Source organism: Saccharopolyspora sp. NPDC049357 (assembly GCF_040677225.1).
In the GTDB taxonomy this organism is placed as follows: domain Bacteria; phylum Actinomycetota; class Actinomycetes; order Mycobacteriales; family Pseudonocardiaceae; genus Saccharopolyspora.
In genome coordinates this window covers 153,094-168,742 of sequence record NZ_JBFAQJ010000003.1, presented here as the reverse complement: position 1 = coordinate 168,742, position 15,649 = coordinate 153,094, and the positions used below count along the sequence as shown (strand labels likewise).

Here is a 15,649-nt window from a genome sequence, read left to right as displayed (position 1 = left end):
AATGCACGCACGCGCCCCAGCTTCCCACCCACCTCGGGGTTGGTGCGGGCGTCGGGTGCACATCGCACACGAGCGCGTCGAGCGAGATATGGTCCGCTCCCGTGAGAGCCGTCCACCGCTTTACCGTCCGGGCCCATCTGCCCGAACCGCTCAGCCCGCTGGGCAAGTTGGCGACGAACCTTCGCTGGGCGTGGCATCCGCCCACGCAGGACCTGTTCTCAGCGGTCGACCCGCAGGTGTGGGCGGCGGTGGGGGCCGATCCGCTGCGCCTGCTGTCGGAGGTCCCGGCTGAGCGGCTGCGGCAGTTGGCGGCCGACGAGGACTTCTTGGCGCGCACCCGCGCGGTGGGCGACGATCTTCGCCGCTACCTCACAGTGCCTCGCTGGTACCAGCAGCGTCAGGACGAGGGCGCGGGACTTCCCGCGTCGATCGCCTACTTCTCCATGGAGTTCGGCCTCACCGAGGCGCTGCCGAACTACTCGGGTGGGCTCGGCGTGCTCGCGGGCGACCACCTCAAGTCGGCCTCCGACCTGGGGGTCCCCCTGATCGGGGTCGGTCTGCTCTACCGCTCCGGCTACTTCCGGCAGGGGCTGTCGTCGGAGGGCTGGCAGGTCGAGCACTACCCGGTGATCGATCCGCGCGGGTTGCCGCTGGAGGTGCTCACCGACGAGGACGACCGCCCGGTGGTGGTCAAGGTCGCCATGCCCGCAGCCCGCACGTTGCACGCCAGGGTGTGGAAGGCGCAGGTCGGACGGGTTCCGCTGCTGCTGCTGGACAGCGATCTGCCGGACAACGACGACGAGCTCCGCGGCACCACCGACCGGCTCTACGGCGGCGACGCCGAGCACAAGATCCGTCAGCAGATCCTCGCCGGTGTCGGCGGGGTGCGGGCCGTGCGCGCCTACTGCCGGCTCACCGGGCATCCGCAGCCCGAGGTCTTCCACACCAACGAGGGTCACGCCGGTTTCCTGGGGCTGGAGCGCATCAGGGAGCTGCAGACCGACCCGGGGTTGGACTTCGACCAGGCGACGGCCGCTGTTCGGGCCGGGACGGTGTTCACCACGCACACCCCGGTCCCGGCCGGTATCGACCGGTTCCCGGTGGACCTGGTGCGGCACTACTTCGACGACGGGTCCCAGCAGCCGCTGCTGCCGGGGGTCCCCGCGGATCGCGTGCTGGCGCTGGGCGCCGAGGACAACCCGGGCATGTTCAACATGGCGCACATGGGGCTGCGGCTGGCGCAGCGCGCGAACGGGGTCTCGGAGCTGCACGGCGAAGTGATCCGCAAGATGTTCCGCAACCTCTGGCCGGGGTTCGGGGTCGAGGAGGTCCCGATCCGCTCGGTCACCAACGGGGTGCACGGGCCGACCTGGTCCGCCCGTGAACTGGGCAAGCTGCTCGGCGAATCCGAGATGGACAGCGGTGCCGGGTTGCGCGGCATGGAGCCGGTGAGCGATTCGCTGCTGTGGGAGCTTCGGTGCTCGCTGCGCCAGCGGCTGATCGACGAGGTGCGGCGCAGGTTGCGCGTCGCCTGGCAGCAGCGTGGTGCTTCGGACCTGGAACTGGGCTGGTGCGACTCGGTTTTCGACCCCGAGGTGCTCACCATCGGTTTTGCGCGAAGGGTTCCCACCTACAAGCGGGCGACGCTGATGCTGCGCGACACCGACCGGTTGCGGGAGCTGCTGCTGGATTCCGAACGCCCGGTGCAGATCGTGGTGGCGGGGAAGTCCCATCCGGCGGACGAGGGCGGCAAGGCGATGATCCAGCGGATCGTGCGCTTCGCCGACGGCGCCGACGTGCGGCACCGCATCGTGTTCCTGCCGGACTACGACATGTCGCTGGCCCGCTACCTGGTGTCGGGCTGCGATGTGTGGCTGAACAACCCGGTGCGACCGTTGGAGGCGTGCGGGACGTCGGGGATGAAGGCCGCGCTCAACGGCGTGCTGAACCTCTCGGTGCGCGACGGCTGGTGGGACGAGATGTACGACGGCCGCAACGGGTGGGCGATTCCCACGGCCGACGGCGTCAGCGACCCCAACCGGCGGGACGATCTGGAAGCCGCGGCGTTGTACGAGCTGATGTCCGAGCACGTGGCGCCGATGTACTACGAGCGCAACAGCGACGGCGTGCCGGGCAAGTGGATGTCGATGGTGCGCCACACCTTGGCGACCCTGGGGCCGCGGGTGCAGGCGTCGCGCATGATCCGCGAGTACGTCGACGGGCACTACACGCCCGCCGCGCAGTCGATGCGCGCGATGTTCGACGACGACTTCCGCGGTGCGCGGGAGCTGGCCGACTACCGGAGCCGGTTGCAGGCGGCGTGGAACCGGGTTCGGGTCGGTGACACCGAGATGTCGGTGGATCACGGGACGCCGCTGCTCGGCGGGCAGGTCACGGTGCGCGCCAGGGTGGACCTGGCCGGCCTCGATCCGTCCGATGTGGACGTCGAGGTCGTGGTGGGCCGGGTCGACGACAACGACGTGCTGCACGACTTCGTCACCGCGTCGATGAAGCCCATCGGGGATGACCGGTACGCGGCCGCGGTGACGCTGCCGCACGCGGGCCCGGCCGGCTACAACGTTCGGGTCCTGCCCCGGCACTCGTTGCTGTCGGAGCCGGCGGAACTCGGCAAGGTCGTTCTCGCGGGTTAGCGGTAGCGGATCCGGCGCACTCCGATCCCGCCGAGCGCCAGGAAGATCAGGGCGGTGACGCACACGCCCGGCCAGCCGTGGAGGCCGTAGGTGAGGCTGCCCGCGGCCGAGCCGATCGCGCCGGCGAGGAACGTCGAGAGCATGAAGATGGTGTTCAGGCGTCCACCGGCGGCGGGGTCGACCGACAGCGCGGCGTTCTGGTTGGCGGCTTGGCCGACCTGCAGGCCGATCGGCACGGCCGCGGTGCCGATGAGCAGGGCGATCAGCGAATTCGTGCCGAGGATCAGCACGAGGGCGGCGAAGGCGAGCACGGTCAGTCCGAGCGCGCCGACCAGCCGAGGACCGCGGCGGTCGACCATCTTCCCGGCCACCGGCGCCAAAGCGGCGCTGAGCAGTCCGAGCAGGCCGACGAGTCCCGCTTCGGCGACGGTGAAGCCGTGCGGTGGTGCGGTGAGCACCAGGGCGAGAGTGGTCCAGACGGCGTTGAACGCGGCGAAGCTTCCCGCCTGGCGGAGGCAGGCTCGGCGCAGGCCCGGCTCGCGGCGCAGGTAGCCGGGCAGGGAGCGCAGCAGCGCCCAGTAGCTCACCGAGTTCCGCGCGCCGTCGCTGGGCAGCACGTGAACCGTCCACAGGCCCACGACCAGCGTGAGCACGGCTGCCGCGGCGAAGACCCAGCGCCAGCCGAGCAGTCCGGCGAGCTGGCCGGACACGACTCGGGCGCCCATGATCCCGGTGATCAACCCGGCCTGCACCCAGGACATGGCGGTGCCGCGCTGCGCCGGGTCGGCCAGTTGCACGACCAGCGGGATGAGGATCTGCGGCACGACGGTGGTGACCGCGGCCAGTCCGGTCAGGGCCGCGAGGACCGGCAACGACGGTGCGAGGGAACTTCCCACGAGCAGGAGCGCGGTGAGGACGCTGAGCGCGCCGACCATCGTGCGCCGATCCCTGCTGTCGCCGAGGGGGATGACGAACAGCAGGCCTGCGGAGTAGCCGAGCATCCCGGCGGTCACCACGATGCCCGCGGTCTGCGGCGAGGTGCCGAAGGTGTCGGCGACGGGGCCGATGATCGGCTGCGCGAGGTAGATGTTGGCGACGGTGACGCCGGCGCACAGCGCGGCGGCGAACAGCAGTGCACGGCTCAGGCGGCCGGTGTCGGGGGCGACGGCGGTCATCCACTCTCCGCAGGCAAAACGATGTAACCAACTGGTTGGTTACAGTTTCTCCACGGCCGGAACTCGTGTCAACTGACTGGTTGGTCACAGCGGTACAGTGCGGCTGTGTCCCGCAACGCCGAAGCCACCAAGGCCCGGATCTTCCAGGCCGCGACGACCGAGTTCGCCGAACACGGCATCGCCGGCGCCCGCGTCGACCGCATCGCCAAGCAAGCCCAGGCCAACAAGCAGCTGATCTACGCCTACTTCGGCAACAAGGACGCCCTGTTCACCGCCGTCCTGGAAGCGGCCATGGCCGAACTCGCGGCAGAGGTGCCCATCGACGGCGAAGACCTCCCCGGCTACGTCGAACGGCTAGCCGCCTACCACTCGGCCAACCCGCACGTCCTGCGGCTGCTCATGTGGGAATCGCTGGAACGCGGCGACAGCGGCGTCGCCGCCGAATCCGAACGCGCCGAGCACTACCGCGACAAGGTCGACGCGGTCCGCCGGGCCCAGGACAACGGCAAGGTCACCGGAGCGATCGAACCGGGCATGCTCGTCCTGCTGGCCCTCGGCACGATCAGCTGGCCCCTGGCCGTTCCCCAGCTGCGCCGCCTGATCCTCGGCGAGACCAAGGTCGAAGACCTGCGCTCCGCTTCCCGCGAAGCCGTCCGCCGCCTCACCGACCCCGCCTGAACCGATCGGCGCAGGGGAACCTTTCGCGCACTCCGGTGACAGAAGGGTTCCCATCCTCACAACGCCCCATCGCCTGCACGCCGGTCCGCTTTCGATGCGGCAGGGTGGAGGGCATGAGTGAAACCATGCGTGCCATCACCCAGGACGTGTACGGCGGTCCGGAGGTGCTGCGCGAGGCACAGCTGGACAAGCCCGAGCCTGGGCCGAGCGAGGTCCTGATCCGCGTGCGCGCCGCCGGGGTCAACCCCACCGACTGGAAGCACCGCGGAGGCCAGGGATTCCTCGGTGAGCCTCCGCGCATCCTCGGCTGGGACGTCTCCGGCGTCGTCGAGGCCATCGGGACCGGCGTGACCCTGCACAAGCCGGGCGACGAGGTCTTCGGCATGCTGCCCTACCCGTTCGGGCTCGGTTCTCACGCCGAGTACGTGACCGGCCCGGCACGGGCCTTCGTCCCCAAGCCCGCCGAGGTGGACCACGTGCAGGCGGGAGCCATTCCGCTCGCCGCGCTGACCGCGTGGCAGGCGCTGAACGACACCGCGGATCTGCAGGCCGGCCAGCGAATCCTGATCCACGCGGCCGCAGGCGGCGTCGGGCACCTCGCCGTGCAGATCGCCAAGGCCAAGGGAGCTCACGTCATCGCCACCGCGAGCAAGAGCAAGCACGAGTTCCTGACCGGGCTGGGCGTCGACGAGCTCATCGACTACACCTCGGCCGACTTCGCCGAGGTCGTCAGCGATGTCGACGTCGTCCTCGACCCGATCGCCGCCGACTACCGCAGCCGCTCGCTGCGCGTGCTGCGCAAGGGCGGGATCCTCGTCTCGATCCTGCCGTACGACCGGGACGAACTCGTCGCGGAAGCCGATGAGCTGGGCGTGCGCGCCGAACTGATGCTCGTCGAAGCCGACCAGGCCGGAATGCGGGCCGTCCGCGAACTGGTCGAGGCGGGCAAGCTGCGCGCCGAGATCGCCGGGACGTTCCCGCTGGCCGATGCGGCCAAGGCCCACGCCCAAGGCGAGACCGGGCGCACCCAGGGCAAGCTCGTGCTGACCATCGACTGAAGCAGCGCGCGACACAGCAGCAGGGGAACCTCTCCGCCACTTCGGGTGGCAGGAAGGTTCCCCTGCTCCTAGTTCACGGACAGGCGCTGGCGGGTTTCGGTGACCCGCGGAGACCACGGCGCCAGTTCCTCCGCGCGTGCCAAGGCCGTTCGGGCCGACGCGTTGTCGTGGAGGGCCATGTGCGCGCGGGCGAGGGTGGCGAAGTCGTCTGCGCGCGAGAGCGGTGAGTGGTTGTAGTCCGCGCCGCTGGTCGCCAACCGGACGGCGTTGTCGGCGTCGCCCTCGATCAGGGCCAGCAGCCCGTTGGTGCCGTTGAGCTCGAACTCGGGATAGCCCAGCTGCACCGCGTCCTGAAGGGCCTTCTTCGCCGTCGGGAGCAAGCTGTCGGCGGGCATCTGCCCGGACTCGACCGCCTTGAAACCCAGTCCCGCCAGGCCCGCCAGCAGGTACGCCATCTTGCGCGGTGGAACGTCGTTGTCGGACAGGAACTTCAACAGCAGCAGCACGCCCGGCGCGTAGAGCCCGCGCGATTCCAGCACTGCGATCTGGCACGACACCGTCGCGTTGATGCCGGGAAAGCGCTCCGCGAGTTCGTCGGCGCGGGCCTGCGCCGCGTCGAGGTCGCCGACGCGCAGCGCCTCGTAGGCGCGCGCCGCCAACGGGGCGGCGAGGAAGTCGGAGCGTTCCGGCTCGCCCATCCGCGGAAGCGAGAACAGCAGCCAGCCGGTCGAAGTCGTCAGCGGCACGCGCTTGGGCCACAGCTTGACGAGCATGAACGCGCTCATCGCCAGCGCGAGACCGCGCCCGAACGCCCCCGGCACCCACAGCCACGCCGCAACCACCGAGGCCGAGCCGACCAGCGCCGAAACCAGGCCGGCCAGCCAGCAGCGCAGGATCACCGGCGAACGCCACGGCCCGATCTGCGCCCGCAACGTCACCGGCAAGGCGCGGAACGTGAAGGTCACGCTGCCGCGCTTGAAGGACGCGACCTCGCGCATCGCACCGAACACGACCTGCCGAACGCGCAGCCCGAAGATCACCGACCCGAGCAGCAGCCCGACCTGCGTCGCAACCGGCAGCAGGATCGCTCCCGCCACGCCGCCGGACCAACCGGCCACGACACCCGCGAAACCGGTGCGGAGGACCAGTTCGACCGTTGCTAGGACAACCGCGCCCACCACGGTGACCAGCACCCATGGGCGGAACAAGAGGCTCTGCGTTCGCACAAGGCCCGGAGCCTACGGGACCAGCACCCGCCGAGGAGGCGCTTTGCCCGCCCTCGCCGCCGTGCGGGGTGGTGACGTGAGCAAGGGAACCTTCCTGCCACGTGCCGTGCAGGCGATGACAGGAAGGTTCCCTTGCTCAGATCAGGCGACGGAGGCGGTGGTGGGAAGGCCCGCTTCCTTCCACGCTCGGAATCCGCCTGCCAGATCGGTGGCCTTGGTGAGGCCGAGCTCCTGGGCTTGGGCGGCGGCGAGGCTGGAGGCGTAGCCCTCGTTGCAGACGAGGACGATCGGGCGTTCCGGGTGCAGGCCGTCGAGGCGGTGGCTGCCGGCCGGGTCGAGGCGCCATTCCAGGACGATTCGTTCCACGGTGAGGGCACCGGGGATCTCACCGTGGGTGAGGCGGTCGGATCCCGGCCGGATGTCGATGATCAGTCCACCGGTTCGCTGGAGGTCGAAAGCTTCCTGCGGGGTGACCCTGGCGAGTTTCTCCCGGGATTCGGCCAGCAGGTGTTCGATCCCGTAGGGGCCGTGGCCGATCAGTTCTTCGCGGGGCTCGGGGATGTGCGGCATTACGCGGCCTCGCTTCGTTGCGGAGGGACAGCGGGGATCTCGGCCAGGTCGGCGTAGTAGCGGACCGGCAGCAGCGGCGGCGAGTAGGCGTGCACGCTGGCGGAGTTGACGGAGCTGACGTTGGTGACCTGGTGCGCGCGACCGGCGCCGAACCCGATGCCGTCACCGAGGTCGTGGTGCTTGGTGCGGACCGGGCCGTCCGCGTAGCGGTAGTCCTCGCGCAGCCCTCCGAACAGGACTGAGAACGATCCCGAGGCGCCGCCGTGGTCGTGGGCCGGTGTGCCCTGGCCGGGTGCCCAGGACAGCAGCCAGAGTTCGACGCCCGCGGTCAGGCCGAGCTTGGCCCACCACCGCTGCTGCTCGTCGATGCGCACGATGTTCATCAGCTGCGTGGTCAGCTCGCTGGTCACCAGGCCGGTGAGCTCGCGGAGTTCGCGCGGGGTCCAGTTGAGGTGGTCGGGTCGGATCAGGTCATGCAGCAGCGGCAGGTCGAAAGCGGGATGCACCTCTGCTTCGCCGAGCGCGGGCACGGGTGCGGTCGGGGTGTATTCGGATTGCGGGGACGTCGGCCGTTCCGGCTGCGTGATGCTCATGGGGTGTCTCCAGGTGTCTTGCGGTGTGCACCGGCACGACACGGCGCACCCCTGCTGCGAGAGGTGCTGGGGTGGCTGGATGATTCGTCGTGCCGCGATGAAGTCGCGTGAAGCGGGAGGTCTCTCGGACCGCTTTCAGCGACAGGCGGAGGCGACGACCCGGAACAGGTCGATCACGCGATCGCGGGTGAGCAACGAATCGGACACGCCACAGATCGTGGCACCGGATCGTCGCCGGTGCCAGTGGTTGAGCCGGGTTCCCGGTATGTGGACCGGCGCGCGGCGTGGCGACGTTCACCGAACGCGCGGGAGTGGCATCCCGCCCGCAGGGGGTACGGCGACGGCGGGAACAATGGGCTCAGAGGGGACCGGCCGGAGCCTGTGGCGGTCCCGGACGGAGACGAACGCCGAGTGCGCGCCCGGGGCGCCGCCGCGGTCAGTCACGGCTGGGAGGTAGACGTGGACGACCTGGTCATCCAGATGGATGGCGTCGGTGTCCGGCGAGGCAAGACGACGCTGTTGGCCGACGTGAACTGGTCTGTGGAGCTCGACGAGCGCTGGGTCGTGCTGGGACCCAACGGCGCGGGCAAGACCACGCTGCTGAAGATGGCCAGCACGGAGATGCACCCGAGCACCGGCACCGTCGACGTCCTCGGCGAGCGGCTCGGCAAGACCAACGTTTTCGACATCCGCCCGTTGATCGGGCTGTGCTCGGGTGCGCTGGTCAACCGCGTCCCCGGCGAGGAGTTAGTCCGCGACGTCGTGGTCAGCGCCGGGTATTCGGTGTTCGGCCGCTGGCGCGAGGAGTACGACGCGCTGGACACCGATCGCGCCGTTGAGCTGCTCGAACTGCTCGGTGTCGCGCACCTCGCCGACCGCGAGTTCGGGACGCTGTCCGAGGGCGAGCGCAAGCGGGTCATGATCTCCCGCGCGCTGATGACCGATCCCGAGCTGCTGCTGTTCGACGAGCCCGCAGCAGGGCTCGACCTCGGTGGCCGCGAGGACCTCGTCGCCCGCCTGTCGACCCTCGCCATGGACCCGGACGCACCCGCATCGGTGCTGGTCACGCACCACGTCGAAGAGATTCCTCCGGGCTTCACCCACTGCCTGCTCCTGCGCGACGGCGGCATCGTCGCCCAGGGGCTGCTCGACGACGTGCTCACCGAGGACAACCTCTCGAAGACCTTCGACCAGAACCTCGAACTGCAGCGAGCGGGTGACCGGTACTTCGCTCGTCGCCGGGCCTGAACCGAGCCCAGGCGCAGGAGGTGCCGTTCCGCATCACCGGCGAGGCCTTCGGCGATGTTGAGATCGGTGACACAGCAGATGTGGCGCGGGGCGCGATAGCCTCGCCTGCGTCACGAGCGGTGGTTCGACGAGGAGGTTGCTGCGTGGGCGAGTTCGTCAGGCTTGAGGTCGAAGGCGCGATCGGCACGATCCGGCTGGATCGACCGAAGATGAACGCGCTGAACAGGCAGATCGAGACCGAGCTGCGGGAAGTGGCGATCGAGGCCGCTGAGCGCGACGACATCCGCGCGGTGATCGTCTACGGCGGTGAGAAGGTCTTCGCGGCAGGCGCGGACATCAAGGAGATGGCCGACATGTCCTACGCGGACATGGCCGCCAAGGAGCAGCGCGGACTGTCGGATGCGATGAGCCAGGTCGCGGCCATCCCGAAGCCCACGGTCGCGGCGCTGACCGGTTACGCCCTCGGTGGCGGTTTCGAGCTGGCGCTGTCGTGCGACCGCCGGGTCGCGGCGGACGACATCAAGGTCGGCCAGCCGGAGATCCTGCTCGGCGTCATCCCCGGTGCCGGTGGCACGCAGCGGCTGGCGCGGCTGATCGGCCCGAGCAAGGCCAAGGACATCATCTACAGCGGCCGGTTCGTCGAGGCCGACGAGGCGCTCGCGCTGGGCATGGTCGACGAGATCGTGCCGTCCGCCGACGTCTACGCGACGGCGAAGCGCTGGGCGGAGCAGTTCACCGGTGGCGCGGCGCGGGCCCTGGCGGCGGCGAAGGCCGCGATCGACGGCGGCCTGGACGTCGACCTGGACAACGGTCTGAAGCTCGAAACTCACCTGTTCGCGGGGACGTTCGCGACCGAGGACCAGAAGATCGGCATGAAGTCGTTCATCGAGAACGGCCCCGGCAAGGCGAAGTTCACCGGGCGCTGACCCGGCACTCATCAGCGGAAGCAGTCGTGACGAGCACACCCCGCCTCTCGGTCCCCGGTTCGTGCCGGCCGTTCGCGGTCGGCACGTTCTAGGGGGCGAGGGTGGGGTACTCGTTCGACGTCGAGGACGTCCTGTTCCTGCGCTCGACCGCGGGCCGTGAGGCTGTCGCCGAGCTCTCCGGCCTGCCGCTGACCGGCACATCGCGGCTGACCGACGTCTCCGCGGCACGTCGGCAGGTCGGTGACCGGTTCGCCGCCGCCGCGCTGGAAACCGCGGTGTTGCGGCGCAAAGCCGAGTCCAAGCTGGATGACAGCGGTGGCTGGCTGTTCACCGATTCCGCGTTGCAGCAGGCCACCGCGAGCGTCGTCGCCCGGCACCGCGCGCAGCGCCTGGCGGGTCGCGACGTGCACGACGTGACCTGCTCGATCGGTGCCGACCTGACCGCCGTGGCCGCTGTCGCCAACCGCAGCGTGGGCTCCGACCTGGACCGGGTCCGGCTGCTCATGGCTCAGCACAACCTGGCCGCCGCCGGTCGCGAGGCGCTGCTGGTGGAGGCCGACGCGCTGCACCCCGTCACCCGGGATGCCGTCGTGGTCGCCGATCCCGCGCGCCGGGACGAAGGCGGCAGGCGCCGCTGGAACCCCGCCGACCTGGTGCCGCCGCTGGACGAGCTCATGGCCGTCCACGCCGGGCGCGACCTGGTCGTCAAGTGCGCCCCCGGCCTGGACTTCGACGCGGTCCCCGACGAGGTCGAAGCCGAGGTGGTGTCGCTGGGCGGGCAGGTTCGGGAGGCCGCGCTGTGGTTCGGCTCGCTGGCCGATCCGACGGCGCGGCGCCGCGCCACCGTGCTGCGGACCGATGGCGGTGCCTGGAGCATCACCGATGCCGAGCCCGACGACTGCCCGGCCGAGGACGTGCACGAGTGGATCGTCGATCCGGATGGGGCCGTGGTGCGCGCAGGGCTGGTGCGCCACTACGCCGCGCGTCACGGACTCGTCCAGCTCGACCCGCGCATCGCTTACCTCACCGGTGATGTGCCGCCGCCCGGCGTGCGGGCCTTCCGGGTGCTCGAACACGGCCGGTTCAACGAGAAGGCGCTGCGCATGCTGCTGCGCAGGCACGACGTCGGCCGGCTGGAAATCCTGGTGCGCGGTGTCGACGTGGACCCGGACGCGCTGCGGCGCCGGCTCAAACCCAAGGGGACGCAGGAAGCCAGCGTCGTGATCACCAGGGTCGGGGACCAGGCGATGGCCTACCTGTGCCGGGCCGAGCGCACCTGAGCACCTCCGCCCACGTGACCGGCGTCACGGAATGGGGCGTCTGCTGTGAGCGCGGCGGAATTGGGAGGCAGTGCGGCAGGGGCCTTCTCTATGCTTGTGCGGAGTATGGGTACGTCGTCTGTGAAATCTCCGCTCGTTGATCTGCGGGAACGTTTGCCCGAGCTGATGCTGCAAGACCAGCGTCGGCTGCGTCGACGCATCGAAGGCGCCCGCAAGATCCGCGACCCCGAGGCGTTGCGGTCGGTCACCGCGGAGATCACCGGTGATGTCGAGACCGCCGAGCTGCGGGTGCAGCGCCGCCGCGACGGCACCCCCAAGATCACCTATCCGGACAGCCTCCCGGTCAGTCAGCGGCGGGACGATCTGCTCGCCGCTATCCGGGACAACCAGGTCGTCATCGTCGCAGGTGAGACCGGGTCGGGTAAGACCACGCAGCTGCCCAAGATGTGCATGGAGCTCGGGCGCGGCATCAAGGGCGTCATCGGCCACACCCAGCCGCGCAGGCTCGCGGCACGAACCGTGGCCGAGCGGGTCGCCGAGGAGCTGGGCACCGAGATCGGTGGTGCGATCGGCTACCAGGTGCGTTTCACCGAGCGCACCGGCGACGACACCCTGGTCAAGCTGATGACCGACGGCATCCTGCTCGCCGAGATCCAGCACGACCGGCTGCTGCGCCGTTACGACACGCTGATCATCGACGAGGCGCACGAGCGCAGCCTCAACATCGACTTCATCTTCGGTTACCTCAAGCAGCTGCTGCCGCGCCGCCCTGACCTGAAGGTGATCATCACCTCGGCGACGATCGACCCGGAGCGCTTCTCCCGGCACTTCGACGACGCGCCCGTCGTGGAGGTCTCCGGCCGGACCTACCCGGTCGAGGTGCGCTACCGGCCGCTGCTGGAGGACTCCGACGACGAGGAGGACCCGTCGACGGACGTCCGGGACCAGCCGCAGGCCATCTGCGACGCGGTCCGCGAGCTGTGCGCCGAAGGCCCCGGTGACATCCTCGTGTTCCTCAGCGGTGAGCGGGAGATCCGCGATGCCGCCGACGCGCTGGCGCAGCTCGCGCTCCGCGACACCGAGGTGGTGCCGCTGTTCGCGCGGTTGAGCGCCGCCGAGCAGCACCGGGTGTTCCAACGCCACTCCGGGCGCAGGATCGTTCTGTCCACCAACGTCGCGGAGACGTCGCTGACCGTTCCCGGCATCAAGTACGTCATCGACCCGGGCACGGCCCGCATCTCCCGCTACAGCTTCCGCACGAAGGTGCAGCGGCTGCCGATCGAACCGATCTCGCAGGCCTCGGCGAACCAGCGGAAGGGCCGGTGCGGCCGGGTTTCCGAGGGCATCTGCATCCGGCTGTACTCGGAGGAGGACTTCGAGTCCCGGCCGGAGTTCACCGACCCGGAGATCCTGCGCACCCACCTGGCCTCGGTGATCCTGCAGATGACCTCCTTGGGGCTCGGTGAGATCGAGTCCTTCCCGTTCCTGGAACCGCCGGACCGCAGGCAGATCACCGACGGCGTCAACCTGCTGCACGAACTCGGCGCGCTGGAGAGCACCAAGCCCGCCGACGAGCGCAGGCTCACGCGGATCGGCCGCAGCCTCGCCCAGTTGCCCATCGACCCGCGCTTGGCGCGGATGGTGCTGGAAGCCGAGCGCAACGGTTGCGTGCGCGAGGTGCTGGTGATCGTGGCGGCGCTGTCCATCCAGGACCCGCGCGAACGCCCGGCCGAACACCAGCAGGCCGCCGACCAGAAGCACGCGCGATTCGTCGAAAAGGAAGCCGAATCCGACTTCCTCTCCTACCTGCGCCTGTGGGAGCACCTGCGCTCCCAGCAGAAGGAGCTGTCCTCCAACCAGTTCCGCAAGCTCTGCCGCAACGACTTCCTCAACTACCTGCGCGTGCGCGAGTGGCAGGACCTGTTCGGTCAGCTGCGCCAGATGGTCAAGTCGATGGGGATGACGCTGGCGGATCAGCCCGCCGACGCCACCCGCGTCCACCAGTCGTTGCTGGCCGGTCTGCTCTCGCACATCGGCCTCAAGGACGTCGAGAAGCGCAACGGTGCGCAGCGTTCCGGCCCGCCCGGGCGAGGCGGCAACGAGTACCAGGGAGCCCGCAACACGCGTTTCGCGGTGTTCCCCGGTTCGTCGTTGTTCAAGAAGCCGCCGCGCTGGGTGATGGCCGCGGAGCTGGTCGAAACCTCCCGTTTGTGGGCGCGCATCGTCGCCCGCGTCGAGCCGGAGTGGATCGAGCAGCTGGCCGGGCACCTGGTCAAGCGCAACTACAGCGAACCGCACTGGGAGAAGGACCGAGCCGCTGTGGTCGCCACCGAGCGGGTCACGCTCTACGGTGTGCCGCTGGTGGTGGACCGCAAGGTCAACTACGGGCGCATCGACCCCGAGGTCAGCCGCGAGCTGTTCATCCGGCACGCGCTGGTCGAGGGGGATTGGGACACCCGGCACGGGTTCTTCCGCCAGAACCGGGCGCTGCTCGACGAGGTCGAGGGCCTCGAAGAACGCGCTCGCCGTCGCGACATCCTGGTCGACGACGAGACGCTGTTCGAGTTCTACGACCAGCGCATCGGCGACGAGGTGGTCTCCGGCAGGCACTTCGACACGTGGTGGAAGAAGACCCGCCGCGATCAGCCCGACCTGCTGAACTTCGAGAAGTCCATGCTGATCAACGAGCGCTCGGCGCAGGTCAGCGACCAGGACTACCCGGACCAGTGGCTCTACGGGGAGCACCGGCTGAACCTGACCTACCAGTTCGAGCCGGGTGCCGACGCGGACGGCGTCACCGTGCACATCCCGCTGCAGGTGCTCAACCAGATCGACGCAGAGGGCTTCGACTGGCAGATCCCGGGCCTGCGGGAAGAACTGGTGACGACGCTGCTCAAGTCGCTGCCGAAGCAGCTCCGGCGCAACTTCGTGCCTGCCCCGGACTTCGCCAAGGCCGTGCTCTCCCGAGTGGGGCCCGACGACGGGCCGCTGCTGGAGACGTTGCAGCGCAGCCTTCGCCAGCTGACCGGTGTGGAGGTGCCGCGTGCGGAGTGGGATCCGGAGCGGGTCCCCGAGCACCTGAAGATGACCTTCCGCGTGGTGGGCCGCCGCGGGCGCAAGCTCGCCGAGTCCAAGGACCTCGAATCGTTGAAGCTGCGGCTCAAACCCAAGGTGCGCGAGGAGATCTCGGCCGCGGCCGACGACATCGAGCAGGGCGGACTGCGTTCCTGGAGCTTCGGCGAGCTGCCGCGCACCTTCTCCCAGCTGCGTTCCGGGCACGCCGTGAAGGCCTACCCGGCGCTGGTGGACGAGGGCGAGAGCGTCGCGGTGCGGATGTTCGACACCGAGCAGGAGCAGCGGCGCGCGCTGTGGAACGGCACGCGCCGGTTGCTGCTGCTCAACGTGCCCTCGCCGGCCAAGTCCATCCAGCGCGGCATGAGCGCGACCAGCCGCCTGGTGCTGGGTGGGAGTCAGTACGGCGACCTCGGTTCGGTCCTCGACGACTGCGTGCGCTGCGCCGTGGACAAGCTGATGGCCGACAACGGCGGGCCCGTCTGGGACGGCGACGCCTTCACCTCGCTGGAGACGAAGGTCCGCGCCGGGCTGGGCGAGTACACCGTGGCGGTGCTGGCGGAGGTGGAGCGGGTCCTGGTCGCGGCCCAGCGGGTCGAGACGGTGCTCGCCGATCGTCCCAAGGGCATGTCGACGGAGTCGCTGGGCGACATCCGCCAGCAGCTGGAAGGTCTGCTGCACCCGGGATTCGTCACCGCCACGGGCTTCGACCGGCTCCGCGACCTGGTCCGCTACCTGGGTGCGATCGAGCAGCGGCTGGACAAGGCGCAGCACCAGCCGCAGCGTGATCGGGAGTGGATGCACCAGGTGGACGAGGTCAGGCAGCGCTATGGGGACCTGCTGGCCGCGGTGCCGCAGGGGCGGTCGCCCAGCGATGCGCTGCTCGACGTGGGCTGGATGATCGAGGAGCTGCGCGTGAGCCTGTTCGCGCAGTCCTTGGGGACTCCGCGACCAATTTCGGTCAAGCGCGTGCACCGCGCGATGGACAAGCTCCAGGACTGAGCGCCTGGCGTGGGCGCCGCTCGCGCGGCTGCGCGGATGGCGGTTCGCACTCATGATTCCCCCAGGAATGGTGCGGAATTCGTGCCCGCGTGCAGTTCTTTCGGGCAGGACAACAACGAGTATCCGGCATCGAACACGCGTTCGCACCGCTCAAAAGGGTGGAAGACGCA

At 69.7% G+C, this 15,649-nt stretch carries 11 protein-coding genes; 7 read left to right on the top strand and 4 right to left on the bottom strand.

The annotated features are described in order from the left end of the window. Window positions 1-101: 101 nt before the first annotated feature. A complete protein-coding gene (gene glgP, locus AB0J91_RS03975) occupies window positions 102-2,651 on the top strand; it encodes an alpha-glucan family phosphorylase (protein ID WP_363794145.1) in 2,550 nt (849 codons plus the stop codon). On the opposite strand, the gene AB0J91_RS03970 is transcribed toward glgP, so the two are convergent. Further along, window positions 2,648-3,826 (bottom strand): MFS transporter, encoded by a 1,179-nt coding sequence (locus tag AB0J91_RS03970; protein ID WP_363863955.1) that lies wholly within the window; start codon window positions 3,824-3,826, stop codon window positions 2,648-2,650. The two genes, glgP and AB0J91_RS03970, sit on opposite strands and share 4 nt — an antisense overlap. Window positions 3,827-3,931: 105 nt before the next feature. On the opposite strand from AB0J91_RS03970, the gene AB0J91_RS03965 reads away from it, so the two are divergent. After that, a complete protein-coding gene (locus AB0J91_RS03965) occupies window positions 3,932-4,504 on the top strand; it encodes a TetR family transcriptional regulator (RefSeq protein ID WP_363794149.1) in 573 nt (190 codons plus the stop codon). Between the two features lie 113 nt (window positions 4,505-4,617). Beyond that, window positions 4,618-5,562: an NADP-dependent oxidoreductase gene (locus AB0J91_RS03960; RefSeq protein WP_363863953.1), complete on the top strand. Its 945-nt coding sequence runs from the start codon at window positions 4,618-4,620 to the stop codon at window positions 5,560-5,562. Window positions 5,563-5,630: 68 nt separating this feature from the next. On the opposite strand, the gene AB0J91_RS03955 is transcribed toward AB0J91_RS03960, so the two are convergent. The 3 genes from AB0J91_RS03955 to AB0J91_RS03945 form a co-directional block, all read right to left on the bottom strand. Further along, a complete protein-coding gene (locus AB0J91_RS03955) occupies window positions 5,631-6,788 on the bottom strand; it encodes a hypothetical protein (RefSeq protein WP_363863951.1) in 1,158 nt (385 codons plus the stop codon). Window positions 6,789-6,929: 141 nt separating this feature from the next. After that, window positions 6,930-7,358, bottom strand: coding sequence for a rhodanese-like domain-containing protein (locus AB0J91_RS03950; protein ID WP_363863950.1), 429 nt, complete (start codon window positions 7,356-7,358; stop codon window positions 6,930-6,932). Continuing rightward, on the bottom strand, window positions 7,358-7,951 hold the full coding sequence (locus AB0J91_RS03945; protein ID WP_363863948.1) for a cysteine dioxygenase family protein: 594 nt from the start codon (window positions 7,949-7,951) through the stop codon (window positions 7,358-7,360). Before AB0J91_RS03945 ends, AB0J91_RS03950 begins: the two co-directional genes overlap by 1 nt. A 480-nt stretch (window positions 7,952-8,431) precedes the next feature. On the opposite strand from AB0J91_RS03945, the gene AB0J91_RS03940 reads away from it, so the two are divergent. From AB0J91_RS03940 to hrpA, 4 genes are all read left to right on the top strand, one after another. Beyond that, complete coding sequence (locus AB0J91_RS03940) at window positions 8,432-9,199, top strand: ABC transporter ATP-binding protein (RefSeq protein ID WP_363794177.1); 768 nt, start codon at window positions 8,432-8,434, stop codon at window positions 9,197-9,199. Between the two features lie 143 nt (window positions 9,200-9,342). Continuing rightward, entirely contained in the window at window positions 9,343-10,125 is a 783-nt protein-coding gene (locus AB0J91_RS03935) for an enoyl-CoA hydratase-related protein (RefSeq protein WP_363794159.1), read from the top strand. A gap of 101 nt (window positions 10,126-10,226) precedes the next feature. After that, the gene (locus tag AB0J91_RS03930; protein ID WP_363863946.1) at window positions 10,227-11,405 is read left to right on the top strand and encodes a class I SAM-dependent methyltransferase; all 1,179 of its coding nucleotides are present in this window, start codon (window positions 10,227-10,229) and stop codon (window positions 11,403-11,405) included. A 105-nt stretch (window positions 11,406-11,510) separates the two neighbouring features. Next, complete coding sequence (gene hrpA / locus AB0J91_RS03925) at window positions 11,511-15,479, top strand: ATP-dependent RNA helicase HrpA (RefSeq protein ID WP_363863944.1); 3,969 nt, start codon at window positions 11,511-11,513, stop codon at window positions 15,477-15,479. Window positions 15,480-15,649: the final 170 nt, after the last annotated feature.

Excerpts from the sequence above, each read along its gene's own strand:
- AB0J91_RS03970 (WP_363863955.1), bottom strand. The coding sequence starts at position 3,826 with ATGACCGCCGTCGCCCCCGACACCGGCCGCCTGAGCCGTGCACTGCTG.
- AB0J91_RS03960 (WP_363863953.1), top strand. The coding sequence starts at position 4,618 with ATGAGTGAAACCATGCGTGCCATCACCCAGGACGTGTACGGCGGTCCG.
- AB0J91_RS03950 (WP_363863950.1), bottom strand. The coding sequence starts at position 7,358 with ATGCCGCACATCCCCGAGCCCCGCGAAGAACTGATCGGCCACGGCCCC.
- AB0J91_RS03945 (WP_363863948.1), bottom strand. The coding sequence starts at position 7,951 with ATGAGCATCACGCAGCCGGAACGGCCGACGTCCCCGCAATCCGAATAC.
- AB0J91_RS03940 (WP_363794177.1), top strand. The coding sequence starts at position 8,432 with ATGGATGGCGTCGGTGTCCGGCGAGGCAAGACGACGCTGTTGGCCGAC.
- hrpA (WP_363863944.1), top strand. The coding sequence starts at position 11,511 with ATGGGTACGTCGTCTGTGAAATCTCCGCTCGTTGATCTGCGGGAACGT.